Origin of the sequence: Chryseobacterium capnotolerans (genome assembly GCF_021278965.1) — a bacterium.
Taxonomy (GTDB): domain Bacteria; phylum Bacteroidota; class Bacteroidia; order Flavobacteriales; family Weeksellaceae; genus Chryseobacterium; species Chryseobacterium capnotolerans.
In genome coordinates this window covers 1822547-1847423 of sequence record NZ_CP065589.1, presented here as the reverse complement: position 1 = coordinate 1847423, position 24877 = coordinate 1822547, and the positions used below count along the sequence as shown (strand labels likewise).

Below are 24877 nucleotides of genomic sequence, written 5' to 3'. Positions count from 1 at the left end.
TAAACCTTAAACATTGAATTTTTTAGTTGTATTTAGAAGCTAAATCGTTAGCTGCCTGCTTAAGAACGCTAGTAATATCGTTATCAATTTTCCCAGACTTGATCGCAGCCATAGTATCAGGGTGCTTAGATCTTAGGAACTCGATATACTCGTGTTGGAATTCTTTAATCTTGTTCAATGGAACGTTTCTCATTAAGTTTTCTGTTCCAGCATATACGATCGCTACCTGACTGTCAACAGGAAGTGGTGCATTTACCGGCTGCTTAAGGATTTCTACGTTTCTTTCTCCTTTAGAGATTACTGCTAAAGTAGAAGCATCAAGGTCAGAACCGAATTTAGCAAACGCTTCAAGTTCTTTATATTGAGCCTGGTCTAATTTTAGCGTACCAGAAACTTTTTTCATTGATTTGATCTGAGCGTTACCACCTACTCTCGATACAGAGATCCCTACGTTGATTGCAGGACGAACCCCTGAGTTGAATAGATCAGACTCCAAGAAGATCTGTCCATCTGTAATAGAGATTACGTTAGTTGGGATATACGCAGAAACGTCACCTGCCTGAGTTTCGATGATTGGAAGAGCAGTTAATGAACCACCACCTTTCACGATTGGCTTAAGAGACTCTGGTAAGTCGTTCATTTGCTTAGCAATGTTATCATCAGCGATTACTTTTGCCGCTCTTTCCAATAGTCTTGAGTGAAGATAGAAAACGTCTCCAGGGTAAGCTTCACGGCCCGGTGGTCTTCTTAATAGTAGAGAAAGCTCACGGTAAGCAACAGCTTGTTTAGATAAATCATCATAAACGATAAGCGCTGGTCTACCAGTGTCTCTGAAGAACTCACCGATAGAAGCTCCTGCCATTGCAGAATATACCTGCATTGGAACTGGATCTGATGCGTTAGCTGCAACGATTACCGTATAAGCTAAAGCTCCTTTATCAGAAAGTGTTTTAACGATTTGTGCTACAGTAGAAGCTTTCTGACCGATAGCAACATATATACAATATACTGGTTTACCAGCATCAAAGAATTCTTTTTGGTTGATGATCGTATCGATCGCAACAGTAGTTTTACCCGTTTGTCTGTCACCAATGATAAGCTCTCTCTGACCTCTTCCTACAGGGATCATCGCGTCAATTGCAACGATACCAGACTGTAAAGGCTCAGTTACTGGTTGTCTGAAGATAACTCCAGGAGCTTTTCTTTCTAATGGCATTTCGTATAAATCTCCTGTGATAGGACCTTTACCATCGATAGGGTTACCAAGAGTATCTACTACTCTTCCTAACATTCCTTCTCCTACTTTGATAGAAGAGATTCTGTTTGTTCTTCTTACTGTATCCCCTTCTTTTACTAATTTACTTTCACCAAGTAGAGCAACACCTACGTTGTCTTCTTCAAGGTTAAGTACAATACCTTCTACATCACTAGAAAATTTCACCAACTCTCCGTATTGTACGTTTTCTAACCCGTATACACGAGCAATACCATCACCGATGGTTAAAACTGTACCTACTTCCTCAACGTTTGATTGAGTATCGAAGTTGGCCAATTGCTGTTTTAAGATCGCAGATACTTCTGCCGGATTTATTTCTGCCATTGTATGGTTGTTTTTCTTAATTTAATTGGAAATCTTTTTTAACTTGGTTCAATTTGGTCTTCACAGACGCGTCTACCTGCTGGTCTCCTACTCTTAGGATATATCCACCTAAAATATCTTGGTTGATGTTTACTTTCAAATCGAAATTTGAATTAGCGTTCACCAAGTTGGTAGATCTTAGAATCTGATCAATATTCTCTTTAGAAAGCTGAGTCGCTGTGGTAAGCGTTACTCTCTGTACTCCGTTGATATCTTCAACTTTGTTGATGAATTCCTGAGCGATATTTTTTAATTGGTTTTCACGTCCGTGCTTAATCACCAATTTAATCAAATTCTGGGAAGATGCTGATAAACCTTTGAAAATTTCGTTTGCTACCTCTATTTTCTTTTTGCATCAATGTAAGGTGTAAGGAAGAACTTGTTTAAATCTTTAGATTCAATCATAATCTTCACTACATCTTTCATTTCAGAAAACACGGCAGCTGTCTGACCTGATTCATTAGTGAAATCAAGTAAACCCTGTGCGTATCTTTTCGCTACTTTAGATGTAAGCATTCTTAGTTAAGGTTAGATTTGTTGATATAATTTTGAACTAATTCGTTTTGAGCTTCTGTGTTATCTAACTTTTGTTTCAAGATAGATTCTGCAATGTTTACAGATAAAGCACCGATCTGAGTTCTGATGTCTGCCATTGCAGCATTTTTCTCAGCGTTGATAGTTTGCTTGGCAGCTTCGATAAGTTTGTCTCCTTCCGCTTTAGCAACATCTTTAGCTTCACCTACGATTCTGTCTTTAATTTCTCTAGCTTCTTTAAGGATAGCGTCTCTTTCAATTTTAGCTTCACGAATAATTCTTTCGTTGTCAGCTTTAAGATCTTCCATCTCTTTTTTAGCCAATTTAGCTTGGTTCAATGCATCAACGATAGAAGTTTCTCTTTCATTAACAGCATTTACAATTGGTTTCCAAGCGAATTTAGCTAGAAGAAACAATAGGATAACAAAAGTAAGGGTCATCCAAAACAAAAGTCCAATTCCAGGTTCAATAATTCCCATATCTGTAAATTCTTTTTTTTAAATGTTATTTTATGGATTGTTTTTTTAAAAATTCTTAGCAGCAGCCAACCGCTTTACTGCTAAGAATGTTTTTTGAGGATAGATTACTTGATGAAAGCACCAAAGATGATCGCGATAAGACCAGCACCTTCAATAAGACCAGCAGCGATAAGCATTGCTCCTTGAATCTTACCAGCTTGCTCTGGTTGTCTAGCGATAGCGTCCATTGCGTGACCACCGATTTTACCGATACCTAGACCTACACCTAGTACTGCTAAACCGATACCTACGTAAATTAATCCTGCTCCTGTTGATAAATCCATAATAAATAAATTATATTAGTTAAAAAATTATTTTTAAATTCTTTCTTTTAATTAGTGAGCGTGTTCTTCGTGACCGTGCTCATGTTCGTGCTCTGCAACTGCGATTCCGATAAATAGTGCGGATAATACAGTGAAGATATATGCTTGCAATGCTGCTACCAATAATTCCAGTACTGAAACGAATAATGCTAATGGTACAGATGCAAATCCTAATAATGGAGTTTTGAAAATGAAGATCAATGAAACGATCGCCAAGATCATAATGTGTCCCGCTGTAACGTTAGCAAAAAGTCGCATCATTAAAGCGAAAGGCTTTGTGAAGATTCCGATAATCTCGATTGGAACCATAATTGGGTACAACAAGATTGGAACCGGCGGCATAAAGATGTGTTTCCAGTAATCTTTATTCGCACTGAATAATGTAATTAATAAGGTAATAATCGCTAATACTGCTGTGATCGCAATGTTACCTGTAAGGTTAGCTCCGAAAGGGAAGAAAGGAATTAATCCAAATAAGTTGTTGATCCAGATAAAGAAAAATGCTGTTAATAAATAAGGCATATATCTTTTATATTTAACAGACCCGATGTTTGGAATAGCCACCTCGTCTCTGATAAATACAATCACTGGCTCCATGAATTTTCCAATACCTTTTGGAAGTTGTGATTTTTTATAGTTTCTTGCCATTCCTATGAACACTACTGCCATAAAAAGAACTGACAAGAACATTGAAGCTGCGTTTTTTGTTACTGAAAGATCAAAAAACACTTCGTTTGATTTTTGCTTCCCACTGATGATTGAAAATAATGTAGCTTTCTCAACACCTTTAGTAGATACTACCTGTCCGTGCTCTAAAGTATACCCATCATGTTCGTGTCCGTGAGCAATACTGCTAGAAAGAAAAGTATGCCATCCTTCATTATCTTTAATGATAACAGGCAAAGGGATAGAAACGTGATGTTCTTCACCACTGTCATCTTTTGTAGTCCATAAATGCCATTCATTAGAATCACCAATGTGTTCCATGATCATTGTGGTCGCATTGAAGCCGTCTTTCACTTCTTTGTTCTCTACTTTTTCCGCTGATTTCTCTCCTTCCGATTCGTGCTGAGCAGAAGCTAAACTGCTTATAAACACAAATAAAAATGCGAAAAATAATGAAGAAATTTTTCTGTTCATATCTCTTTTTTAATCGTGTGCAAATATATCGATTTTATTAAACTTTACCAATACTAAAAATTGATTTTTATCATCAAAAAAATCAAGACTTATTAATGAGTTTTATTATGGGTAAATAAATAAGGAATGATGCGATGAGAAAACAGATCACTATAAAGAGAAAATTAGCTTTAGTCTTCTCTATTATTACTAAAGAAGCGATCAACCAAATCAGGTCCTTAGACAGATTAATGACAAGAAATTTCATTCCCGCATCCTGTTTACCGTACAAATACCTTTTAAATATTATATATACTATTATATTAAGCAGTGCTATTAATAATACAATAATAAAACTATCCAGAAAATTCATGCTGCAAAAATAGGATTATAATTTCTGAAACAAAAGAATTCTTCTATATCTATATAAGGAAGGAAGCTGGAAGAGGGATGATGGAAGTTACTATTGTGTTATAATAGTAGATTTCATTCTTTTCATAAAGACATCCTGTAACTTTTGGATAGCTATACAAACATTTCATCTGCTAAGCGTCCTGCTCAGAACTCCTCTGTTCCCATCTTCATCAAACCCATTAAAAAAATACAGCTCATTTTATAAACTAATAAAACTCCCCTTCTTCCTGCCTCCAGCTTCCAACTATTATAAAAACCCTTAGCAACTTTCTAAAAACAATACTTAAAACAAACACATTTCATTTTATCGGCTAACAAAACCTCCCTTCTTCCCGCCTCCAGCTTCCAACTATTATAAAAACCCTTAGCAACTTTCTAAAAACAATACTTAAAACAAACACATTTCATTTTATCGGCTAACAAAACCTCCCTTCTTCCTGCCTCCAGCTTCCAACTATTATAAAAAACCTTAGAAACTTTCTAAAAACAATACTTAAAACAAACACATTTCATTTTATCGGCTAACAAAACCTCCCTTCTTCCCGCCTCCAGCTTCCAACTTTAACCAAATCCTTATAATATTAAGTCTATCATACTCAGGTTTCTTAAAAATTCCTTATTTTTGCAAACCTATAATTTACAATAAATATGTTTAATAGTTTACAGGATAAATTAGACAAGGCATTACATAATATTTCCGGACGTGGAAAAATTACCGAAATCAATGTGGCGGAAACCGTAAAGGAAATCCGTAGAGCATTGGTAGATGCCGACGTTAACTATAAAGTTGCAAAGGATCTTACCAAAAGAGTTCAGGATAAAGCTTTAGGCGAAAATGTTCTTACTTCCCTTACTCCGGGGCAGTTGATGACTAAAATTGTTCATGACGAGCTTGTGGATTTAATGGGAGGTTCTCAGGAGGGAATTAATCTTTCGGGAAAACCATCTGTAATCCTTATTGCAGGTCTTCAGGGTTCTGGTAAGACTACTTTCTCTGGAAAACTTGCTAATTATTTACAGACAAAAAGAAATAAAAAACCATTATTGGTAGCCTGTGACGTTTACCGTCCTGCTGCGATCGATCAGCTAAAAGTATTAGGAGGACAAATTAATGTTCCCGTTTATACTGAAGAAGGAGCTACAAACCCTTCTACTATCGCTGAAAATGCCATCAATTTTGCAAAGGCCAACAATCACGATGTAGTAATCGTGGATACGGCAGGTCGTTTAGCGATTGATGAGCAGATGATGAACGAGATCAAGTCTGTACATTACTTCATCAAGCCACAGGAAACCCTTTTCGTAGTGGATTCCATGACTGGTCAGGATGCTGTGAATACTGCTAAAGCATTCAACGATGCGTTGAACTTTGACGGGGTTGTTTTAACCAAGTTAGATGGTGATACAAGAGGGGGTGCTGCTTTAACGATCCGTTCTGTAGTTGAAAAACCAATCAAATTCATCTCTACAGGAGAGAAAATGGAAGCTTTAGACCTTTTCTACCCGGAAAGGATGGCAGACAGAATCTTAGGAATGGGAGATGTTGTTTCCTTAGTAGAAAGAGCTCAGGAGCAGTTTGATGAAGAAGAAGCTAAAAAACTTCACAAGAAAATCGCTAAAAATGAATTTGGTTTTGATGATTTCTTAAAGCAGATCAACCAGATTAAGAAGATGGGTAACATGAAAGACCTTATGGGAATGATTCCTGGGGTTGGAAAAGCCATCAAAGATGTAGAGATCAGTGATGATGCATTTAAACACATTGAAGCGATTATCTACTCTATGACACCTGAGGAAAGAAGAAGACCTTCTATTATCAATACTCAGAGAAAAAACAGAATTGCAAGAGGTGCCGGAAGAAAGATTGAAGATGTAAATCAATTGATGAAACAATTCGATCAGATGGGTAAAATGATGAAGATGATGCAGGGACCTCAAGGAAAGCAAATGATGCAGATGATGAGCAAAATGCCGAATATGCCTGGAATGGGTGGAATGTTTGGAAAATAATCCAGAAACAATCTCATCAAAATATAAAATCCGACTCAAAACTGAGTCGGATTTTTTTGTTTTTTATCTTTAAACAGCCTGATTATTTATCAGATTTCTGTCCTTTTCCTTTGATGAAATAAGAAAAACCAACATTCACACCGAAAGTATTAATGTTTGTCTTAACCTCTGTATTCATAACTGTTGCTTTACTTGAAAACTGATCATAAGAGATCCCCAGATTAATCCCTAAAGAAGAAGTTGCCATATAAGTTACTCCTCCTTTTACTTTCCATGCTAAACCATCTGTAGTGGTCTCTGTATCGTGCATAAGAATTGGATCATAAATTCCATTGCGCCCCCCGGAAAAAGAAGTCTTTTCCTTATTTGATCCATAACCTATCCCTGCTCCCAGGAATGGAACCAGTTTGCTGGAGTTAGTAAAATAATAAGTTGCTGTAGGCATTACAGAAAATGTAGAGTTTGTAAACTTAACATCATCATATTTTGTGGTTCTATTTACATATCCTAAATCAATCCCCACTGCTAATTTATCAATAACGAAATACCCCACAGAAGGTGTGATTGAGAATGTGTTTACTGTTGGACTGTCGGTAGACTTACCTCCTGCTTTTACTGTAGTTGTAACGTTATTAAAGCCCATTCCAGTGTTTCCACTGATTACCCAGTCACCTTTAGTCATTTGAGCATTAGAAAGCCCGAAAAGTGCTACTGCACCTGCTAATAATAGTTTTTTCATGATTATTAATTGAATTTATTTAAACTTATACCCTACCCCAAGCTGGAAGAAATTCATCTTTACTTTCTCGTCACCGACAGGATTCTTAACCATATTGGTCAACCCAAAACTATAACGTGCATCTACAAATAAACCTTTGTATACGGTATAATCAGCCCCGAAAAACAATCCGAAATCAGTAGACTTCAGGTTGTCATTAAACTGTTTCTCTACAATTTGTTCTCCTTCTCTAACTGCGGTTGGATTCACAGAAGCACCGGCAGGCAGACCTGTTACATCAAACTTCACATTAGTATCTGTTTTGAAACTGACATATGGGCCAGCATAAATACCTAATTCAGGCGTTGCATAATATCTTGCAGAAACAGGAATTACAATTCTGTTAAGGTTTATTTTTTCAGTTACTTTAATCCCGTATGGTAAAGCAACCTCCGCTTTTCCGCCTAAGTTGGCATACTCTACTTCTCCCTGAATCGCAAATTTACTATTGAACTTATGTTCTACCAAAGCTCCAACATAAAATCCGGACTTTGATTTCATCGTTCCTTTAGCTCCATCAAGCTCAATGCTGTTTTCATTAAAGTTTAATTTAGACAAAGCGTATCCTCCTTTTACACCCAATGTTGTCTGCGCATTAAGCCCTGCAAATAAAGCAATTGCAGATGCTAATAAGATTTTTTTCATGATTATTATATATTTAATAGTAGTAAGATAAAAAAGCCCTAAGATAATAATCCTAGGGCTCTATTATTATATGCTTTGTTTATTATTTTGCAAATACATATTTAACTCCGAAAGTTACAGAAGATAAATTCAATCCGAATTTATAATCGTTTACTCTCTTAGCTCCGTCTACATCTAATTTGTTTGTGTTGTAACCAAACTCACCGAAAGTAGCTTCGATAGACCAGTTCTTGTTTAAGAAATAATCTAAACCTGGCTTAACGTTTACACCGATTGAAGTATAGTTAGCTTTGTCAGAAGTAGAGTTTCTAGTTACTGTAGAACCTGTTGTTAAAGTAGACTCGCTTTCTTGCTTGTACTGACCGAATTCCATAGGAACTTCTAACTGACCGAAGATGTATAATTTATCAGCTAAAGTCCAGTATTTTCTTACGAATGGAGCTACTACGAATGCAGAAGTTGTATTTTTCTTTTCAGCAACCAAAGTTCCACCTCCTACAGTAGTTTCAGTAGTTACTTTAGTGTTATCGTTTTTGTAACCTACACCTAAACCTACTGCTAGGTTAGTGTTTACGAAATAACCTACAGTTGGAAGAACTTTGAAGCTCTCGATTTTAGTATCTGTATTGTTATTTTCATTCTGAGAATACCCTAATTGTCCTGAAACATATGTAGTACCTTTAGCAATCTGAGCATTTGATAAACCGAAAAGTGCAACAGCACCCGCTAATAATATTTTTTTCATTTTAAAAAATTTTAATACTTTCTGGAGGCAAATTTACAGTCGTCCCCACTAATATTAAAATTTGTTAATGTGATTAATATCATTGTTAAAATTTAAGGTTTTATAAAAATAAATCATATCAATGGGAGCTTTTTAGGTTTTTCACAATATTATGAATAAAAAAACTACAATTCCTCAACCACAGCCCAATATGTTTAGTTTTAAAAATTTTTGAATTTTAATAAAATCATTATAATTTAGCTAAACACCTCGAAATAACCCTTGTTAAAATGTTAATTTTTAAGGAATTAAGTCTTAAAAATTAAACAAATGTTTATAACTCAAGAGTCATTTTACAATCCCAAAGTGATATGATAGAGCCACATACATAAAAACGCTCTGCTATCAGGCCCTACCTATCAAATAAAAAAACTCCGGATTTCACCAGAGTTTCTTATATCTATTTTAACAGGCTTCTTATTTAATAAAGAAGTTATATCCTAGATTAACAGCTCCAGCAGTCCAGCTATATCTTCCCCAGCCTACTTTTTCACTGTTGCTTACAGATTGATATCCTATGTATAGTTCTCCTTTAGACATCTGATATCCAAACTTAGGCTGCGCATAGAAACCTCCATCAATACCACTTTTTGTAGAAATACCATACCCTAAGTCTAATCCTACGAAGATAGGAGCTCCTTTAAATTTATATTTACCTGCAACTGCCACAGGGATAAATCCGAAATCATCAAAGTGATCTTTTCCGAAGAAATGAGAATATCCTGTTGCTACCCCAAGGTCAAATCCTTTAGCAATATTCCACATATAAGCTCCATCAACTCCTAGTGTAAATGAAGATACATTGCTTGCATCAGATACAGGAACACCAATGTGGCCACCTAATTTTAAACCTTCCTGCGCCTGAGCAGCTCCTCCTAAAAGTGCAAAAGCACCTACTAATAATAGCTTTTTCATTTTTTAAGTTTAAATTTTACGCCCCAAAAATACTAATTATTTTCATCACAGGAAGACAATCTATGTACTCTATTCATTAAAATAAAAAAACAGGACAAAATTGTCCTGTTTCCTTTTATTTTTCTAGAATCTTTAAGATTAGTTTCCTCCGAATTTAAAACCAACACCTACTTGGATAAAGCTGTTTTTCAAAGTTCCGTTTTCTCCATCCTCCTTTTTAGCAAGGTTAGAAACTCCTAAGTTATATCTCGCATCAAAAAACAATCCGTTCTCAAGCGTATATTCAGCACCAACAAAAGGAGCTAAGTTCAGTTTATTCATGTGATCCTTCACATCTGTAGTAGTAGTTTCTGATTCAGAAAATGATTCTCCTAAAGCTGACCCTGATAATTCTAATGTTGATTTCACTTTTGCAGAAAAAATAACACCTACGTTAAGACCTACTCCGAAAGCTAAATTCTCAGTAGCATAATATTTAGCACTGATAGGAATTTGTACAGTTCCCAGTTTCCAGTCTGTTTTTTCAGTCCCCGTTACATTTACACCCGCTTCAGTAAAAGCAACAGCTTCTTCCTGCTTACCTCCGATTGGAGAGTATAAAACCTCACCCTGTACGGCAAATTTATCGTTAAACTTATATTCTGCCATTGCCCCAGCATAGAAAGTAGATTTTGAATCAAATTTATAGGTAGTTCCTTCACCAGTTGCCTTAAGCATTGATAAAGAGTAACCTGCTTTAGGTCCAAATTTAAATTCCTGCGCGTTTGCATTAATTCCCAATACAGCTACAGCTGCAATAAGTAAATTTTTTTTCATTGTTAATTAGTTATACATTTAAGGACTGCAAAACTAATTATTTTTTTCAAATTAACAAATTTTAAGAAAAAAAAATAAGGTTAACAAAAGGTTAATGGAACTTTTATCTACATAGAATCAATCATTTCTCAATCGCTTTTCTTCATCATTGTAAGCAAGAATAATCTTCCTTACCACTGGGTGCCTTACCACATCTTCCTCTGTAAGATATACAAAACCTATCTCCTTCACTCCATTCAAAATCCTCATCGCTTCTTTCAATCCGGATTGCTGGTTCTTTGGAAGGTCAATCTGACTTGGATCACCTGTAATGATAAATTTTGCATTCATCCCCATTCTCGTCAGGAACATTTTCATCTGAGCATGGGTAGTATTTTGAGCTTCATCAAGAATGACAAAAGCATCATCAAGGGTACGCCCTCTCATGAAAGCTAATGGTGCTACCTCAATAACTTTCTTTTCCATAAAGCCTTCCAACTTCTCATGAGGAATCATATCACGAAGTGCATCGTATAAAGGCTGTAAATAGGGATCTAATTTTTCTTTAAGATCTCCTGGAAGGAATCCAAGACTCTCCCCTGCTTCCACAGCAGGTCTTGTAAGAATAATTCTTTTTACTTCCTTATCCTTCAAAGCTTTTGCCGCCAATGCTACACTCGTATACGTTTTTCCGGTTCCGGCAGGTCCAATCGCAAAAACCATATCTTTTTTCTCTGTTTCTTTTACCAGTTTTTTAAGATTGGTTGTCTTTGCTTTGATTACCTTCCCGTTTACTCCTTTTACAATGATGTCCTGATCAAAGATGAGCTGCTTTTCATTTTCATCTTTAATATTCAGGATGTTTTCGACGTCTTTAAGGCCGATTGAGTTGTTTTTTGAGATAAATTTTACAATATCATCCAGTTTTTGCTTCAATATGTCCAAAGCTTCCTGATTTCCCATTGCAAAAATATAATGGTCTCTTCCAGTAATTTTAATGGTCGGAAAGCTTGATTTTATTAAGTTGAAATATTGGTTATTAACTCCATAGAAGATTTTCGCATCGATTTCTTCCAGATCATAGGTCAATTCAAACATGCAGTATTTTTATTTTTAGATTTTAAAATTAAAGCTTTTTTTCAATTTATATCAAATTCTTTTCAACAATCTTTCGGGCTTTCCTTTTATTTTAAATAACTTTGCATGACTACACTATTCTATAAATTGCTCATGTCAATTATTACCCTTACTTCGGATTTCGGAAATTTAGATTACAGAGTCGCCGCTGTGAAGGGCAAGATTCTGTCTCTAAACCCTGAGGTTAATATTATTGATATAACCCACGATATCCAGGCATTCAACCTTATACAAACTTCTTATATTGTAAGAAACGCATATAAATACTTTCCGAAAGGCAGTATTCACATCCTTTCTGTAGACAGTTTTTACCACAAATCCAGAAAAAATATTCTTTACAAAGCGGACGGGTCTTACTTTCTGGCAGCAGATAATGGTCTTTTAAGTCTTATCTTTTTTGATATTAAGCCGGAAGCCATTTACGAGATCACATTGAACAACCGTTTTGATGATATTATTAATTTCACTTCTACAGATATTTTTGTTCCGGCAGCAGTACATCTTGCCAACGGCGGCCTTCCTGAAGTGATCGGAAGAAAAATAGATACAGCCAAGCAACTGATGTTCCCAAGAGCGGTTTATAATGAGTCTGAAGGTATGATTATTGGTGAAGTTACCTATATTGATAATTTCGGAAATATAATCTCAAATATCAATCAGGATTTCTTTGAAAATATCAGCAAAGGATACAAAGGATTTACCATAAAATTCAGAAACCTGAGTCTCTCCAGGATCTTTTCCAGCCATACTGAAGTAGTTTCAGACTGGGAAAGGGAGACGGAATTCCACGGGCAGTCGGCTGCTATCTTCAATGACAGCCAGTTATTGGAGCTCACCATCTATAAAGGCAGTAAGAAAAACGGAGCTAAAAGCCTGTTTGGATTGAATGTAGGAGAAAATATCTACATTGAATTCATGTAAAATTATATATTTCATAAAAAAACCGATTTTTTTTATATATTTGTCAAAATCTAAAAATCAAAAATGGCAGAATACAAATTATTGCTTCCTTCCATGGGAGAAGGGGTTATGGAAGCGACAATTATCACTTGGTTATTCAATGAAGGTGATAACGTAAAAGAGGATGACTCTGTAGTAGAAATTGCAACAGATAAAGTAGATTCAGACGTTCCGACACCAGTTTCGGGAAAAATCGTAAAAATTTTAAAGCAAAAAGATGAAGTTGCAAAAGTAGGTGAGGCCATTGCTATTTTAGAAATTGAAGGAGAAGGTTCTGCTTCTGAGGAAGTAACCACTGAAACACCGGCAGCTACTCCAGACACTGAAACTTTAAAAACTATTGAGCAGCCTTTACAAACTGTGGCTGCATCCAATGTAGAATTCTCTGGAGATCTTTATTTATCTCCACTTGTAAAATCAATTGCACAACAGGAAAATATTTCTGAAACTGAACTGAAATCTATTAAAGGAAGCGGTTTAGAAGGAAGAATTACCAAAGAAGATATTTTAGCTTATGTTGCCAACAGAGGAAAACAACCTGCTCAGCAGGCTGCTCCGGTTCAACAGACAGCTTCTGCTCCAGCCCCTGTTTCAGCACCAGCTGCAACGATTACTACTGCTGCAGGTGACGAGATCATTCCAATGGACAGAATGAGAAAGATCATCGCTGAAAACATGGTGAAAGCAAAACAAATTGCTCCACACGTTACTTCATTCATTGAAACAGATGTTACCAATGTTGTAAAATGGAGAGCTAAACATAAAACAGCCTTCGAAAAACGTGAAGGTGAAAAGCTTACTTTCATGCCTATTTTTGTGAAAGCTGTAGTAAAAGCAATCCAGGATTTCCCAATGATCAATGTTTCTGTAAATGGTGAGAACATCATCAAAAAGAAAAACATCAACATCGGTATGGCCACTGCTCTACCAGACGGAAACCTTATTGTTCCTGTTATTAAAAATGCTGATCAATTATCCCTTTCAGGTCTTGCCAAAGCAATCAATGACTTAGCTTACAGAGCAAGAAACAAGAAGTTAAGACCAGAAGATACTCAAGGGGCAACTTATACAATTTCTAACGTAGGAAGCTTTGGAAACCTTATGGGAACTCCAATTATTCCTCAGCCACAGGTGGCGATTCTTGCTATTGGAGCGATCGTTAAGAAGCCTGCAGTTCTAGAAACGGCTGACGGTGATGTAATCGCTATCAGAAATCTAATGTTCATGTCCCACTCTTATGACCACAGAGTAGTAGACGGTTCTCTTGGTGGAATGATGCTGAAGCATGTTCACGATTACCTTGAAAACTGGGATCTGAACACGGAAATATAAGTAATGAGTAATTAGCAATAAGTAATTTTCTTAACGCTGATTATACAATAAATATAAAACCTTCGATTTTTATCGGAGGTTTTTTTGTGTGTACCTTTGGATTAGGGAGTAATATAACCGGAGTTTGAATTGTCTTTTATAAAACAAAACAAGTTCCCTATGAAACAGTTCCTTTTGACCACATTGGCTTTAAGTATTTGCGTGATGGCCTACCCGCAGAAAACTGATCGATCAGCATTAATTGATCAGTATGTGAAAGAAGTGATTAAAATCAATCAGATTCCCGGCTTGGCTCTTGGAATTATAAAAGATGACCGGATTATTTTTCAAAAGTATTATGGCACAGAAACGCTGGAAAGTGATAAAAAGGTAGATTCAAATTCAATGTTCAGGATATATTCTACCTCAAAACTGATGACAAATATTGGTGTTTTTCAACTGATTGAAAAAGGACAATTATCTTTAGAAGACAAAATCTCCAAATACCTTGACAATTTACCCGCAGAATGGCAGGATATAAAAGTAAAAAACCTGATTACCCATTCTTCGGGACTTCCTAACCTTATTGCTTTTAATGATATTTTAGTTGATGATTCTAACGCCAAGGTTATTGAGCGGTTAAGCAGCGAAAAAATGGAATTTCAAACAGGAAATCAATTCAGCTATAACCAGACAAATTATTTCCTTCTTATCATGATCATAGAAAAAATCACAGGGCAGTCATTTGAAAACTTCATCCTGGACAACCAATTTGCAGATTCTAAAAATCAGGTCATTTTCTCTTCAAACGCTCTCGAAAAGATTCCTAACCGCGTGGTAAAATACAATTACAATCCTATAAAAAAGCAATACGAAAAATCTACGGACGTTAGCGGAACAAGAGCCCATTCTGCCAACGGAGTAGCCATCACACTTCCTGCGTTTTTGAAATGGAGCAGTCATCTTAGTAAAAATGATCTGTTATCTCAACAAACAAAAGAAATGATGTGGCAGCCCTTTGAGTTTGGTAATAAAAAAGATGTTTTCGCTTATGGATGGGACATCACCAAAGTAAACAATATAGTTTCTTATAATTTTTCTGGCGGAAATGTAAGCGCTTATAAGATGTATCCGAACAATAATATGGCCATTGTGATGATGTCTAACGGATACTCTTTATTCCCTGTTCAATATCGGATCATTAATCACATTGCTGCTATGATTGATAAAAACTTAACAGACGACTATTCATTAGCGGAAGAAACCATCATCTCTGAATTTTCTAAAAAAAATAATCCTGATGCTGAAAAAATCTATCATTCTCTTAAGGCAAAAAATCTAAAATGGAATTTTGAAAACACGCTGAATGACATAGGTTATATCTTGCTGAGAAATTCAAGAATTGTGGAAGCTATCAAAGTGTTTTCTTTAAACGTGAAAGAAAATCCACAGTCGGCAAATGCTTTTGACAGCTTGGGTGAAGGGTATTTCTATGCGAAAAATTATGCTTTGGCTTTAGAGCATTATAAAAAATCATTAGCGTTAAATCCGGAAAATACGAATGCTGTAAAAATGATTCAGAAGATAGAGGACTTAATGAAAAAGAAGTAATTAAATATTAAACTTGAAAAAACCTGATATCTAATCAGGTTTTTTCTATTTTCCCAAAATTCATTCTAAATGAGAAATCTTATTAAAAATCATGTATTTTTATATTCCAGATCATATTTTCATCGTCTCAAAATTTTTAGAAGAAATATAATTTTCAAAATTTTACCGTAATTTCATCCTTCAAAACTTACAAATGCTGAAAATTCTCATCCTTATTCGTAAATCCATAAAGAAATCGTTTGACAACATCCGGAATGAACAGCTGAAACACAATCTTTTGCAAGCTATTCCCTTTTGGATCGGATCTGTGATTACCGGTTTTTTTGCAGTCTTATATGCACAAATATTCGCCTGGGGTGAAAACCTTATGAATTTTATCTTTAACTGGCACGCATGGATGATTTTCATCATTGCCCCGATTGGATTTGTACTTTCCTGGTGGCTGGTCAAAGAATTTGCGCCCAACGCTAAAGGAAGTGGTATTCCTCAGGTGATGGCAGCCGTAGAACTCGCTAATCCAAAAGAACATAAAAAGATAAGAAGCCTTCTAAGCCTTAAAATCATTATTTTCAAAATCATTTCTTCTGTAGTTCTGGTCATTGGAGGTGGTGCTGTAGGTCGTGAAGGCCCTACTATCCAGATTGCAGGTTCTGTTTTTAGAAAAGTGAATGAATATCTTCCTGACTGGTGGCCAAAAATCTCAAAAAAGAATATGATTATGACGGGTGCAGCAGCCGGACTTGCAGCAGCCTTTAACACTCCTCTTGGCGGAATTGTATTTGCGGTAGAAGAATTATCAAAAACCCATATCAACTATTTTAAAACAGCTTTATTTACCGCTGTTATTATTGCAGGTCTTACTGCACAGACTTTGGCAGGATCTTATTTATATTTAGGATATCCAAAAACGAACGATGTTTCTCTGATGGTGATGTTTCCCATTATGCTTGTTGCTGCTACAGCTGGAATCCTTGCAAGCCAGCTTTCGGTAATTATGCTTAAGATCAATGGATGGAAAAAGAAAACATTGAAAACCGACAAAGCGAATGTTATATTTCTGATTGTATGTGCCCTAATTATTGCTTCTATCGCCTATTTCATCAATCGTGAAATTTTAGGGTCAGGAAAGGAGATTATGGAACGAGTACTTTTTACGAAGGATAAGCATGAAGACTGGTATGTTCCTATTTTAAGAATGCTAGGCCCTGCCCTGTCTTTTACTTCAGGAGGTGCCGGTGGTATTTTTGCGCCTGCTCTATCTGCCGGAGCAAGTATTGGATCTGTTATTTCAGGGATTATCCATTTAACACCTAATGAAACCAATGTAGTTGTTCTGGGCGGAATGGTTGCTTTTCTTACCGGTATTACGCGTGCTCCGTTTACATCAGCCATCATTGTGCTGGAAATGACAGATAGGCATTCATTGATTTTTCACCTGATGCTTGCCGGTATGGTTTCATCTATTGCATCCATCTTAGTAAGCAGACATTCTTTGTATGATGTATTGAAAGTGAATTTTTTAACAGAGATTAGAAAAGAATAAATTTATTCATAAAAAAAGACCTATTTACAGGTCTTTTTTTAGCATGATATTTAAATCTTTGAAGGCTTCTGATAATTCTTCAGCAACTCCGTAATTGATGACTCTAATCACCAACTTATCCAGTTTTTCACTTGATCTTTTTACTTTATAGGTGACGATATTTAAAAACGCATCCCCATTTTTCCTTTTTGACACCTTATGAAAGTCCACTACATTACTCAGATTCCACCAATCTCCTTCGTAATAGAGCTTTCCATTTTTATCTACTGAGTTTATTCTGATATTATTTCCATCAAATTCTGCGGCAAGTCTCAGCATTCCGTTATCACGATCTGCTCCAAATTCTCTGATTTTATCAGCAATAAAGGTTTTCACTTCATCAACATTATGATATTTACCCAGAAGATCTTCCTTTCCGTTAGCATAAGTGATTTTATAAATTTCTGATTTGTTTAATGAATGGCTCGGCCCATCCAGATAATCCAGTTCTTTGTAAGTAATATTTGAAGCCCCAACTTCGATAATCTTAGCCTCAAAAGAGGTTCCGTTCTTCTTGGAAATTTTATCCTGTGAGTAACAGATAATTCCCATCAACAATAATGGCAGTGTGTAAAATTTAGTTTTCATGAAATAAAAAATTCGTGTGGCAAAGGTACAAAAACACCATCAACACTCAAACTCTTACCATGAATACTCCATTATTTCATAAATACTCTTGCATATTAAAAATATAATTTCTAATTTTGCACCTCGAAATAATTAACAAATTCATTTAACATTATGAACAATTACGAAACTGTTTTCATTTTAACTCCCGTTCTATCTGAGTCACAGGTAGAGGAAGCAGTGAACAAGTATGTAGATCTTATCAAAGAAAAGAACTGCGAAATCGTTGCTAAAGAAAACTGGGGATTAAAAAAATTAGCTTACCCAATCCAATTGAAAAAGAATGGGTTCTATACTTTAATCGAATTTAAAGGAGAAGGTTCTGTAGTAGCTGACTTAGAATTAGCATTCAAACGTGACGAGAGAGTTATCCGTTACCTTACTACAAAACTTGACAAGCATGCTATTGAGTACGCTGTAACAAGAAGAGCTAAAGTAAAAGCAGCTAAAGCTTAATTAATTAACCCTATTTTTTAAAAAAGACAAGACATGGCAATAGATGAAATGGCTAAACAAGCCTCAGCTGGAGGAGAATCAGAAGTAAAATTCCTTACTCCGCTTGATATCAATACAAAATCTGAAAAGAAATATTGTAGATTCAAAAAATACGGAATTAAGCACGTTGATTACAAAGATGCTGACTTCTTATTACAATTTGTAAACGAGCAAGGTAAAATCTTACCAAGAAGATACACTGGAACTTCTTTAAAATACCAAAGAAAAGTTTCTGCTGCTATCAAAAGAGCAAGACACCTTTCTTTACTACCTTACGTAGCTGACTTATTAAAATAAGACAAAAAATAAATAAAAGAAGAGAGCAATCTCTTCTTTTGTTGCTGAATACATCATTAATTCTAACTTGATTTTAGATTATAAAACTAAAATCTTAAAAAGGACAACAACAATGGAAATTATCCTAAAAAAGACGTAGAAAACTTAGGACTTGAGTTTGATACCGTAAACGTAAAGCCAGGTTATGCTAGAAACTTCTTAATTCCTCAAGGAATTGCTCTTTTAGCTACCCCAAAAAACAAAGCTGCTTTAGAAGCTACATTAGAGGCTAGAAAAGAAGAAGAAGCTAAATTAATCGCTGCTGCTAACGCTGTAGTTGAGCAATTGAAGAAAACTTCTATCACTATTCCTGCAAAAGTAGGTACTGGTGATAAATTATTCGGATCTATCAACAATGCTGATCTATCTGCTGCTTTAGAAAAAGCTGGTGTTTCTGTAGAGAAAAAATATATCAAAATTCCTGGTAACACTATCAAGAGAACTGGTAAATTTGCTGCTCTTATCAGACTTCACAGAAATGTTGAGTACAACTACGAATTCGACATCGTTTCTGATGCTCCAGTTGTAGCTGCTCCTGCTGCTAAGAAGGAAGAGGCTAAATCTGAAGAAGCTTAATAAGCGACTGAGAATTTCTCACCATACAAAGACCACTTCAATTATTTGAGGTGGTTTTTTTGTGCAGTAAGATTGGTAGAACAAGGAACAAAGAGCCAAGAATCAAGATATATGTGATTCAGCGTACTCAATTCATTCTATCATTCTCTTATCCTAAAAACTCTCAAACACTCCCACTCACTACCTATTTCCTCTCAATTTCTGTTGATATTCTGTAGGCGCTACTCCGATTACCTTTTTAAAGATATTACTGAAAGAAGACAGGCTATTGTAGCCTACCATCATCGCAATCTCGTACATATTATACTTTCCTTCCAGCATTAACTCTAAAGAACGGGTAATTCTTAAAGCTCTCAGGAAACGAACGTAGTTCATACCCAAAATTTCTTTAAACTTTCTGGAAAGGGTTCTTGTACTCATTCCGAACTCTTTGGCTGTAGATTCAATCGTTAGAGGCTTCTCAAGATTAGCATGAATATATCTAGCAATCTTCAGTAAGGTTTCATCTTTGGGAAATGGATGCTGTATCGGAAATGCCAGATGCTTGTGTTTTTTTTCTTGTAAAACACCTTTAAGAGCTTTAAGGAAATAATATTTTGAACTATCTTTTTTTGTGATTTTCCCATTCCAATCTTTGGTATATAAAATCATTTCCCGAAGCAATTCATTCACAGAATAAATATTAATTTCATCAAAGAAGCCATTCTCTCCTTCTTCTTTTTTAATATAAAAATTATATAAATCAACTTTGGGACTGGTAGAAAATAGATAGTGTGGTGTACCAGCAGGAATCCACATAAAACATCTCGCCGGAAGATACCAGTGCTTCAGATCTGTAAAAACATGTACAATACCCCCTTCTGCATAGACTAATTGGGCAGAACTGTGATAATGAATATCTGTTGTGATATTCCCGGTAAGAACATGATACACATAAAATTCAGCATCCTCTTCCTCTACGGCTTTAAAATGACTATCATTCATGAAATAAAGATAGGTATAATTTTCAAAATGGCGTAAATGAACAAATCTTTTTCTGCTTTCACAAATAGGGTCAGTCATCTCACATCGTAAATTTGCAGTATCAAAATCTTTTTAGCAAAAATCCTTTAATTAATTTATGAATATGATATTTAACGCATGCCGATATCAGTGCATAGCGTTGTGCTTATTATTGAGCAACCTTTTACACTCACAAATGATAGATTACCAACATCTTGGTCTGCAACAGGCTATAGAAATTGGGTTAAAAAACAACAAAAGCATCCAGATTAGTCATCTAAAACAGAAAATATCTGCCACTAAAGAGAAAGACCTTAAAATGGAAAAACTTCCGGATGTTGAATTTCATACCAGCTACAACCAGGTTACCAATCTTTTCCAGTATCAGGATGGCGTATTTAATACACCAACAAAATATGATGCGATCAACGGAATGTATGATTTTACTTTATCTGCTTCTATCCCTGTTTATATGGGTGGAAAAATAAAAAATACAGAGAAAAAAGCAGCGATTGATACTGAAGTTTCAGCTTTAAGAACCCATCTGGATGAAAGACAGCTTACCATGGAAGTCATTACCGCTTTTCTGCAAATTCATCACTTAAAAGAACAGCAGTCCCTTATTAACGATAAAATGAAAGAGGATTCTGTGAATATTAGACAGGTAAAAGCTTTAAAAGCTAATGGTGTAGTTACGGTGAACGAAGTGCTGAGAACTTCACTACAACTTTCTAATCACAAAATGAGCTGGACAGAACTGGATAATGACATACAGATTGCTGAGCATAAACTGAAAACCATCCTTTCTCTTCCTGAACAACAGGAAATGCATATAGACACAGAGGATCTGATCTCCGACAAAGCAGCCATCCCCTATATTGATGAGTTAACAGAAACTGCTTTACATAAGAATGAATCAGTTGGAATTACCCATAAAAACCTTTCATTAAGAGAGCTGGATCAGAAAATTACTAAAGCAAATTATCTCCCAAAAATAACAGCGGGCGGAGAATATTTTCTGAAATACCCCAATATGATGTTCTTTCCTCCTGAACCTTATGCCTATCGTTTGGGAATGATCGGACTGAACCTTACCTATCCTATCGAAAACCTATACAAAAACAAATATAAAATGCAGGAAGCAAGAGAAAATATAGATCTTGCCAAACTTCAGATTGAGGAAAACGAAGAAAAGATAAGACATAATGTATATGAGGCCTACAAAAAGTTTGAAGAAACCAATCAAAAGGTAAAAATTGCTGAAGAAGCCATTGACCAAGCTAAGGAAAACTACCGTATTGTAAGAACAAAATACGCGAATAAACTGAGTCTTATCACTGAACTGATTGATGCAGATAATACCTATCTGGAAGCTGAATCTAACCTTATTTCCGTAAAAATTAACCGACAACTAAAATACTATCAACTTCAATATACGATTGGAAACTTATAAAAACTATGGCACAGAAACAACTGACACAAAAGGAAAAAAGAATCAACAAAACCATTACTTTATTAGCATGGATCCTTATCATAAGCGGAGTTACAGGAATGGTGAGCTTCTATCTTTTTTCGAGGAAAAATGTGACAACCAATGATGCACAGATCGAACAATATATCACTCCTGTTTCCAGCAAGGTTTCAGGGTTCATCAAAACCATAAAGTTTAACGAAAACCAGTTTGTACACCAGGGAGACACCCTGATTGTCATTGATAACAGGGAATTTGTGAATCAGGTGCATATGGCTGAAGCGAATCTTAATACAACTACTGAAAATATCACCACAATTGAAAGTTCAGTACATACCAAAGCAAGTGATACGAAAATCATTGATGCTAAAATTGCTTCTGCCAAAATTGATATCTGGAGAACAGAACAGGATTACAAAAGGTATAAAAACCTGTTAGCTGAAGATGCCGCCACAGAACAGGATTTTGAAAACGTAAAAGCCTCCTATGAACAATCAAAAGCTAATCTTTTAGCCCTGGAACAGCAGAAAAATGCAGTGAGAGCAGGTGCCAATGAACAACAGACTAAAGTGGCTCCGGCAAAGAGCCAGATTCAGCAAAGTTCGGCCAATCTGAATAATGCAAAATTATTCCTTTCATACACTGTAATTAAAGCCCCTTATGACGGCTGGGTAGGAAAAAAAACGATCCAGGAAGGACAACTGATTAAAGAAGGGCAAGCATTGGTACAAATCGTAAGCAAAGAAAAATGGATTATTGCCAATTATAAGGAAACCCAACTCGGGCAGATCGATCAGACCAAAGAAGTCATCATCACCGCAGATGCTTACCCTGATGTTGAATTCAAAGGAAAAATTCTTTCTGTTTCTCCTGCATCAGGCTCTCAATTTTCTTTGATAAAACCAGATAATGCTACAGGAAACTTTGTAAAAATAGAGCAGAGATTTCCAGTAAAAATTATATTAGATCATAACAAAGACAATGAAAAGCTGCTTTCCGGAATGAATGTTCTGGTGAGTGCAAAGAAGATTTAGTTTGAGAGTATAGAGTATTAGAGTATTAGAGTATTAGAGTATTAGAGTATTAGAGTATTAGAGTATTAGAGTATTAGAGTATTAGAGTATTAGAGTATAAAAATACCTGGTTTTATAATCATTTTCAAATCTTTAAATTAAAATTATTTTTCTGCGAAAAGGCAAGACCGCAACGTACAGATCTGTTAATTTTTTCTTTAAGCATATTTGTCATTTTACCTTTTACTTTACCCCTTTGCCTTTTTGTCTTTTCGCATTTTATTACCATAAACAGCTAAACAGTAAACTCAAGGTTTTCATTAGCTTTCCAAACAATTATGCAACACAATACAGTTTATCATAAATGGTTACCGCAATGGTTGAAATTGCCTCTTCTCATCCTGGCCTTATTTCCACACATTATGCTGTTGTCATTATTGCATTCCAATAGTGCTTTTACCTCTTCTTTTATGGATGTGGACTCAGATGACATCCAATATTTAATGATGCTGATGTATGGAACTTTTGTAGTCACACTTTTGGTTTTACAGAGGTTCATGTCTTATTTTAGTGTGAAGTATTATGTACTGCTGATGTCTTCCGTTTCTGTAATTCTTCTTTATATTTTATCTGTCACCAATGATTATCATGTGATCCTGGTGATCCGTTTTTTAGAGGGATTCTTTGGATTACTGGAAGGTGCTATTTTTTTGCCATTAATTATAGCTGAATTAAAAACAAAACATGCTAAAGTGATTGCCTACCTTTTTATGTATGCACTTATGCTGACAGGAGGAACCGTGACAACAACTTTACTTAAATCAAGCATTCAGGATTATGATTACCGGCATATGATTTTAATGATGGCTTATTTCCACGTTTTTGTCTTGATTTTGGGCTTTGTCATTTTCAATAAAAATCGTTTCTTTCCTAAAAAACCATTATACCAAATGGATATTCCAAGTTGGTTTTTGCTTTGGGTTTGTCTTCAATCGGGAGCCTATGCTATCGTGTATGGAAAAAGACTTATGTGGTTTGAGTCTGATTCTATTATTCTTTGTTTGTTTATATTTCTCATTTCAGGAGGTTTATTTATGCTGAAACAAAGGAATTCAAAACGGCCTTTATTCCATTTTGAAATTTTCAGTTCTAAAAATGTGATGGTGGGAATGATCCTCTTTTTCATCTTCTATCTTATCCGCTCAGGGCTAAATAATGTATACAGTATAATGGCAACGGTATGGAAATGGCCATGGGATTATATTGTCAACATTCAATATTGGAATGTGGCCGGGACACTTATCGGAGTCTTTTTATCTGGAGTTTGTCTGGTTCGTGGTGTTTCTTCCAGGATTATCTTTTTTGCAGGCTTTCTTTTACTGGCCATAGACAGTGCATGGTTTACCTATACTTTTTATCCGGATACTACACTTACCACCATCTGCCCGCCTCTCTTTCTTCAGGGAGTGGCTCAGGGTTTATTATTTACTCCTTTAGTATTCTTTCTCATTTCAGGAATGCCGGAACAATATGTGGCTAATGCCAGTGCCATGGGAACCACTACCCGTTTCTGGGCCACTGCCATTGGATATGCCTTAATGCAAAACGGAATGTTGTTTTTAACGTTAAAGCATTCGGATGTCTTAAGCTTCAATCTTACCGATACCAATCCGGTCTTCTACAGTCAGTGGAATCAGATTTTCGGAGCCAATATCTCAAAACTTCCGGTTAATGAGTCTTTATCTATGACTGCAGGAGCCTTTAAAGCAAAGATAACTGCTCAATCTATTCTGCTTTCCAATATGGAAATATTCACAGGTTTATTCTGGCTGGCTTTTATCACCGCTCTCCTATTACTACTTTATCATCCAGTGAGAATAGCAGTGAGAAATATTATGTGAGGAAGCTGGAGGTGGGAAGAAAGGAAAGGGAGCAGGATGCTAGAAGATGGAAGTTCTTGAAGACTTCAATACCTCTGTGAGTTTAGGAAATTAATTTCTTTATTCTTAACACATTTTTCGCAAAGACTTAAAATGAAATAGACTATAAACGTACGCAAAGGCGTTTCACTCAGCAAAGGTTGTAATCCACAGCCCTAGCTGAACGAAGTGCCTTTGCGAACGGAAAGATAAGCAGCATTAAAGTTATCTTAGCGATCATAGCGTTTGAAAATCTAAGGTTGGATTAAAATAATCTTTAAATAACCAACATCTTCTAAGCCTCAAAAATTCCTTCAACTTTCCATTTCCAATTCCCATCCCCCCAACTTTGGCCGGTTTATT

22 protein-coding genes and 2 pseudogenes are annotated in these 24877 nt (G+C 35.7%); 11 read left to right on the top strand and 13 right to left on the bottom strand.

Going from position 1 to position 24877, the window contains the following annotated elements; translation table 11 throughout:
• Positions 1 to 22: 22 nt before the first annotated feature.
• The 5 genes and pseudogenes from atpA to atpB all read right to left on the bottom strand — a co-directional run bounded on the left by atpA (position 23) and on the right by atpB (position 4154).
• On the bottom strand, positions 23 to 1600 hold the full coding sequence (gene atpA / locus H5J24_RS08715) for a F0F1 ATP synthase subunit alpha (protein WP_068943513.1): 1578 nt from the start codon (positions 1598 to 1600) through the stop codon (positions 23 to 25).
• Between the two features lie 16 nt (positions 1601 to 1616).
• Positions 1617 to 2155 (bottom strand): annotated as a pseudogene (gene atpH / locus H5J24_RS08710) (ATP synthase F1 subunit delta).
• A 2-nt stretch (positions 2156 to 2157) separates the two neighbouring features.
• Positions 2158 to 2652 carry a F0F1 ATP synthase subunit B gene (locus H5J24_RS08705; RefSeq protein ID WP_068943515.1) on the bottom strand — a complete coding sequence of 165 codons (495 nt, stop codon included), beginning with the start codon at positions 2650 to 2652 and terminating at the stop codon, positions 2158 to 2160.
• A 104-nt stretch (positions 2653 to 2756) separates the two neighbouring features.
• Positions 2757 to 2975, bottom strand: a complete 219-nt coding sequence (locus H5J24_RS08700) for an ATP synthase F0 subunit C (protein ID WP_007844726.1) — start codon at positions 2973 to 2975, stop codon at positions 2757 to 2759.
• Between the two features lie 51 nt (positions 2976 to 3026).
• On the bottom strand, positions 3027 to 4154 hold the full coding sequence (atpB, locus tag H5J24_RS08695) for a F0F1 ATP synthase subunit A (protein ID WP_045497331.1): 1128 nt from the start codon (positions 4152 to 4154) through the stop codon (positions 3027 to 3029).
• A 1041-nt stretch (positions 4155 to 5195) separates the two neighbouring features.
• Here atpB and ffh point away from each other — a divergent pair.
• Positions 5196 to 6557 (top strand): signal recognition particle protein, encoded by a 1362-nt coding sequence (gene ffh / locus H5J24_RS08690; protein WP_068943517.1) that lies wholly within the window; start codon positions 5196 to 5198, stop codon positions 6555 to 6557.
• Between the two features lie 82 nt (positions 6558 to 6639).
• On the opposite strand, the gene H5J24_RS08685 is transcribed toward ffh, so the two are convergent.
• From H5J24_RS08685 to H5J24_RS08660, 6 genes are all read right to left on the bottom strand, one after another.
• On the bottom strand, positions 6640 to 7296 hold the full coding sequence (locus H5J24_RS08685) for an OmpW family outer membrane protein (protein ID WP_068943518.1): 657 nt from the start codon (positions 7294 to 7296) through the stop codon (positions 6640 to 6642).
• A gap of 15 nt (positions 7297 to 7311) precedes the next feature.
• Positions 7312 to 7980, bottom strand: coding sequence for a porin family protein (locus tag H5J24_RS08680; protein ID WP_068943519.1), 669 nt, complete (start codon positions 7978 to 7980; stop codon positions 7312 to 7314).
• 82 nt (positions 7981 to 8062) lie between these two features.
• On the bottom strand, positions 8063 to 8725 hold the full coding sequence (locus tag H5J24_RS08675) for an outer membrane beta-barrel protein (protein ID WP_068943520.1): 663 nt from the start codon (positions 8723 to 8725) through the stop codon (positions 8063 to 8065).
• 456 nt (positions 8726 to 9181) lie between these two features.
• On the bottom strand, positions 9182 to 9679 hold the full coding sequence (locus H5J24_RS08670) for a hypothetical protein (protein ID WP_068943521.1): 498 nt from the start codon (positions 9677 to 9679) through the stop codon (positions 9182 to 9184).
• A 138-nt stretch (positions 9680 to 9817) separates the two neighbouring features.
• Complete coding sequence (locus H5J24_RS08665) at positions 9818 to 10495, bottom strand: porin family protein (protein ID WP_068943522.1); 678 nt, start codon at positions 10493 to 10495, stop codon at positions 9818 to 9820.
• A 117-nt stretch (positions 10496 to 10612) separates the two neighbouring features.
• Positions 10613 to 11572, bottom strand: coding sequence for a PhoH family protein (locus H5J24_RS08660; RefSeq protein WP_068943523.1), 960 nt, complete (start codon positions 11570 to 11572; stop codon positions 10613 to 10615).
• A gap of 132 nt (positions 11573 to 11704) precedes the next feature.
• Here H5J24_RS08660 and H5J24_RS08655 point away from each other — a divergent pair, with 132 nt between their 5' ends.
• The 4 genes from H5J24_RS08655 (at position 11705) to H5J24_RS08640 (ending at position 17036) form a co-directional block, all read left to right on the top strand.
• Positions 11705 to 12532: an SAM hydrolase/SAM-dependent halogenase family protein gene (locus H5J24_RS08655; protein ID WP_068943524.1), complete on the top strand. Its 828-nt coding sequence runs from the start codon at positions 11705 to 11707 to the stop codon at positions 12530 to 12532.
• 63 nt (positions 12533 to 12595) lie between these two features.
• Positions 12596 to 13903, top strand: a complete 1308-nt coding sequence (locus H5J24_RS08650) for a dihydrolipoamide acetyltransferase family protein (protein ID WP_068943525.1) — start codon at positions 12596 to 12598, stop codon at positions 13901 to 13903.
• A 159-nt stretch (positions 13904 to 14062) separates the two neighbouring features.
• On the top strand, positions 14063 to 15493 hold the full coding sequence (locus tag H5J24_RS08645) for a serine hydrolase domain-containing protein (RefSeq protein WP_068943526.1): 1431 nt from the start codon (positions 14063 to 14065) through the stop codon (positions 15491 to 15493).
• Positions 15494 to 15686: 193 nt separating this feature from the next.
• The gene (locus H5J24_RS08640; RefSeq protein WP_068943527.1) at positions 15687 to 17036 is read left to right on the top strand and encodes a chloride channel protein; all 1350 of its coding nucleotides are present in this window, start codon (positions 15687 to 15689) and stop codon (positions 17034 to 17036) included.
• Positions 17037 to 17060: 24 nt separating this feature from the next.
• Here H5J24_RS08640 and H5J24_RS08635 read toward each other — a convergent pair whose 3' ends face one another.
• Positions 17061 to 17663, bottom strand: a complete 603-nt coding sequence (locus tag H5J24_RS08635; protein ID WP_068943528.1) for a hypothetical protein — start codon at positions 17661 to 17663, stop codon at positions 17061 to 17063.
• 153 nt (positions 17664 to 17816) lie between these two features.
• Here H5J24_RS08635 and rpsF point away from each other — a divergent pair, with 153 nt between their 5' ends.
• The 3 genes and pseudogenes from rpsF to rplI all read left to right on the top strand — a co-directional run.
• The gene (rpsF, locus tag H5J24_RS08630) at positions 17817 to 18158 is read left to right on the top strand and encodes a 30S ribosomal protein S6 (RefSeq protein ID WP_068943529.1); all 342 of its coding nucleotides are present in this window, start codon (positions 17817 to 17819) and stop codon (positions 18156 to 18158) included.
• Positions 18159 to 18191: 33 nt separating this feature from the next.
• Positions 18192 to 18494: a 30S ribosomal protein S18 gene (gene rpsR / locus H5J24_RS08625; protein ID WP_034706728.1), complete on the top strand. Its 303-nt coding sequence runs from the start codon at positions 18192 to 18194 to the stop codon at positions 18492 to 18494.
• Between the two features lie 126 nt (positions 18495 to 18620).
• Positions 18621 to 19109 (top strand): annotated as a pseudogene (rplI, locus tag H5J24_RS08620) (50S ribosomal protein L9); the annotation flags it as partial.
• A gap of 180 nt (positions 19110 to 19289) precedes the next feature.
• Here rplI and H5J24_RS08615 read toward each other — a convergent pair.
• The gene (locus H5J24_RS08615) at positions 19290 to 20171 is read right to left on the bottom strand and encodes a helix-turn-helix domain-containing protein (RefSeq protein WP_228407640.1); all 882 of its coding nucleotides are present in this window, start codon (positions 20169 to 20171) and stop codon (positions 19290 to 19292) included.
• 136 nt (positions 20172 to 20307) lie between these two features.
• Between H5J24_RS08615 and H5J24_RS08610 the strand changes: the two genes are divergently transcribed.
• The 3 genes from H5J24_RS08610 (at position 20308) to H5J24_RS08600 (ending at position 24496) form a co-directional block, all read left to right on the top strand.
• Positions 20308 to 21564 carry a TolC family protein gene (locus H5J24_RS08610; protein WP_068943530.1) on the top strand — a complete coding sequence of 419 codons (1257 nt, stop codon included), beginning with the start codon at positions 20308 to 20310 and terminating at the stop codon, positions 21562 to 21564.
• Between the two features lie 5 nt (positions 21565 to 21569).
• A complete protein-coding gene (locus H5J24_RS08605; RefSeq protein WP_068943531.1) occupies positions 21570 to 22616 on the top strand; it encodes an HlyD family secretion protein in 1047 nt (348 codons plus the stop codon).
• 317 nt (positions 22617 to 22933) lie between these two features.
• Positions 22934 to 24496 carry an MFS transporter gene (locus H5J24_RS08600; protein WP_068943532.1) on the top strand — a complete coding sequence of 521 codons (1563 nt, stop codon included), beginning with the start codon at positions 22934 to 22936 and terminating at the stop codon, positions 24494 to 24496.
• Positions 24497 to 24877 lie beyond the last annotated feature (381 nt).

What these genes read in the sequence shown, in the direction of transcription:
- H5J24_RS08675 (WP_068943520.1), bottom strand. Translation starts at nt 8,725, where the DNA reads ATGAAAAAAATATTATTAGCGGGTGCTGTTGCACTTTTCGGTTTATCA.
- rpsR (WP_034706728.1), top strand. Translation starts at nt 18,192, where the DNA reads ATGGCAATAGATGAAATGGCTAAACAAGCCTCAGCTGGAGGAGAATCA.
- H5J24_RS08660 (WP_068943523.1), bottom strand. Translation starts at nt 11,572, where the DNA reads ATGTTTGAATTGACCTATGATCTGGAAGAAATCGATGCGAAAATCTTC.
- H5J24_RS08685 (WP_068943518.1), bottom strand. Translation starts at nt 7,296, where the DNA reads ATGAAAAAACTATTATTAGCAGGTGCAGTAGCACTTTTCGGGCTTTCT.
- H5J24_RS08600 (WP_068943532.1), top strand. Translation starts at nt 22,934, where the DNA reads ATGCAACACAATACAGTTTATCATAAATGGTTACCGCAATGGTTGAAA.
- H5J24_RS08680 (WP_068943519.1), bottom strand. Translation starts at nt 7,980, where the DNA reads ATGAAAAAAATCTTATTAGCATCTGCAATTGCTTTATTTGCAGGGCTT.
- H5J24_RS08640 (WP_068943527.1), top strand. Translation starts at nt 15,687, where the DNA reads ATGCTGAAAATTCTCATCCTTATTCGTAAATCCATAAAGAAATCGTTT.
- atpA (WP_068943513.1), bottom strand. Translation starts at nt 1,600, where the DNA reads ATGGCAGAAATAAATCCGGCAGAAGTATCTGCGATCTTAAAACAGCAA.
- H5J24_RS08635 (WP_068943528.1), bottom strand. Translation starts at nt 17,663, where the DNA reads ATGAAAACTAAATTTTACACACTGCCATTATTGTTGATGGGAATTATC.
- H5J24_RS08665 (WP_068943522.1), bottom strand. Translation starts at nt 10,495, where the DNA reads ATGAAAAAAAATTTACTTATTGCAGCTGTAGCTGTATTGGGAATTAAT.
- H5J24_RS08655 (WP_068943524.1), top strand. Translation starts at nt 11,705, where the DNA reads ATGTCAATTATTACCCTTACTTCGGATTTCGGAAATTTAGATTACAGA.
- H5J24_RS08705 (WP_068943515.1), bottom strand. Translation starts at nt 2,652, where the DNA reads ATGGGAATTATTGAACCTGGAATTGGACTTTTGTTTTGGATGACCCTT.
- H5J24_RS08615 (WP_228407640.1), bottom strand. Translation starts at nt 20,171, where the DNA reads ATGACTGACCCTATTTGTGAAAGCAGAAAAAGATTTGTTCATTTACGC.
- atpB (WP_045497331.1), bottom strand. Translation starts at nt 4,154, where the DNA reads ATGAACAGAAAAATTTCTTCATTATTTTTCGCATTTTTATTTGTGTTT.
- H5J24_RS08605 (WP_068943531.1), top strand. Translation starts at nt 21,570, where the DNA reads ATGGCACAGAAACAACTGACACAAAAGGAAAAAAGAATCAACAAAACC.
- H5J24_RS08700 (WP_007844726.1), bottom strand. Translation starts at nt 2,975, where the DNA reads ATGGATTTATCAACAGGAGCAGGATTAATTTACGTAGGTATCGGTTTA.
- H5J24_RS08670 (WP_068943521.1), bottom strand. Translation starts at nt 9,679, where the DNA reads ATGAAAAAGCTATTATTAGTAGGTGCTTTTGCACTTTTAGGAGGAGCT.
- H5J24_RS08650 (WP_068943525.1), top strand. Translation starts at nt 12,596, where the DNA reads ATGGCAGAATACAAATTATTGCTTCCTTCCATGGGAGAAGGGGTTATG.
- rpsF (WP_068943529.1), top strand. Translation starts at nt 17,817, where the DNA reads ATGAACAATTACGAAACTGTTTTCATTTTAACTCCCGTTCTATCTGAG.
- ffh (WP_068943517.1), top strand. Translation starts at nt 5,196, where the DNA reads ATGTTTAATAGTTTACAGGATAAATTAGACAAGGCATTACATAATATT.
- H5J24_RS08610 (WP_068943530.1), top strand. Translation starts at nt 20,308, where the DNA reads ATGATAGATTACCAACATCTTGGTCTGCAACAGGCTATAGAAATTGGG.
- H5J24_RS08645 (WP_068943526.1), top strand. Translation starts at nt 14,063, where the DNA reads ATGAAACAGTTCCTTTTGACCACATTGGCTTTAAGTATTTGCGTGATG.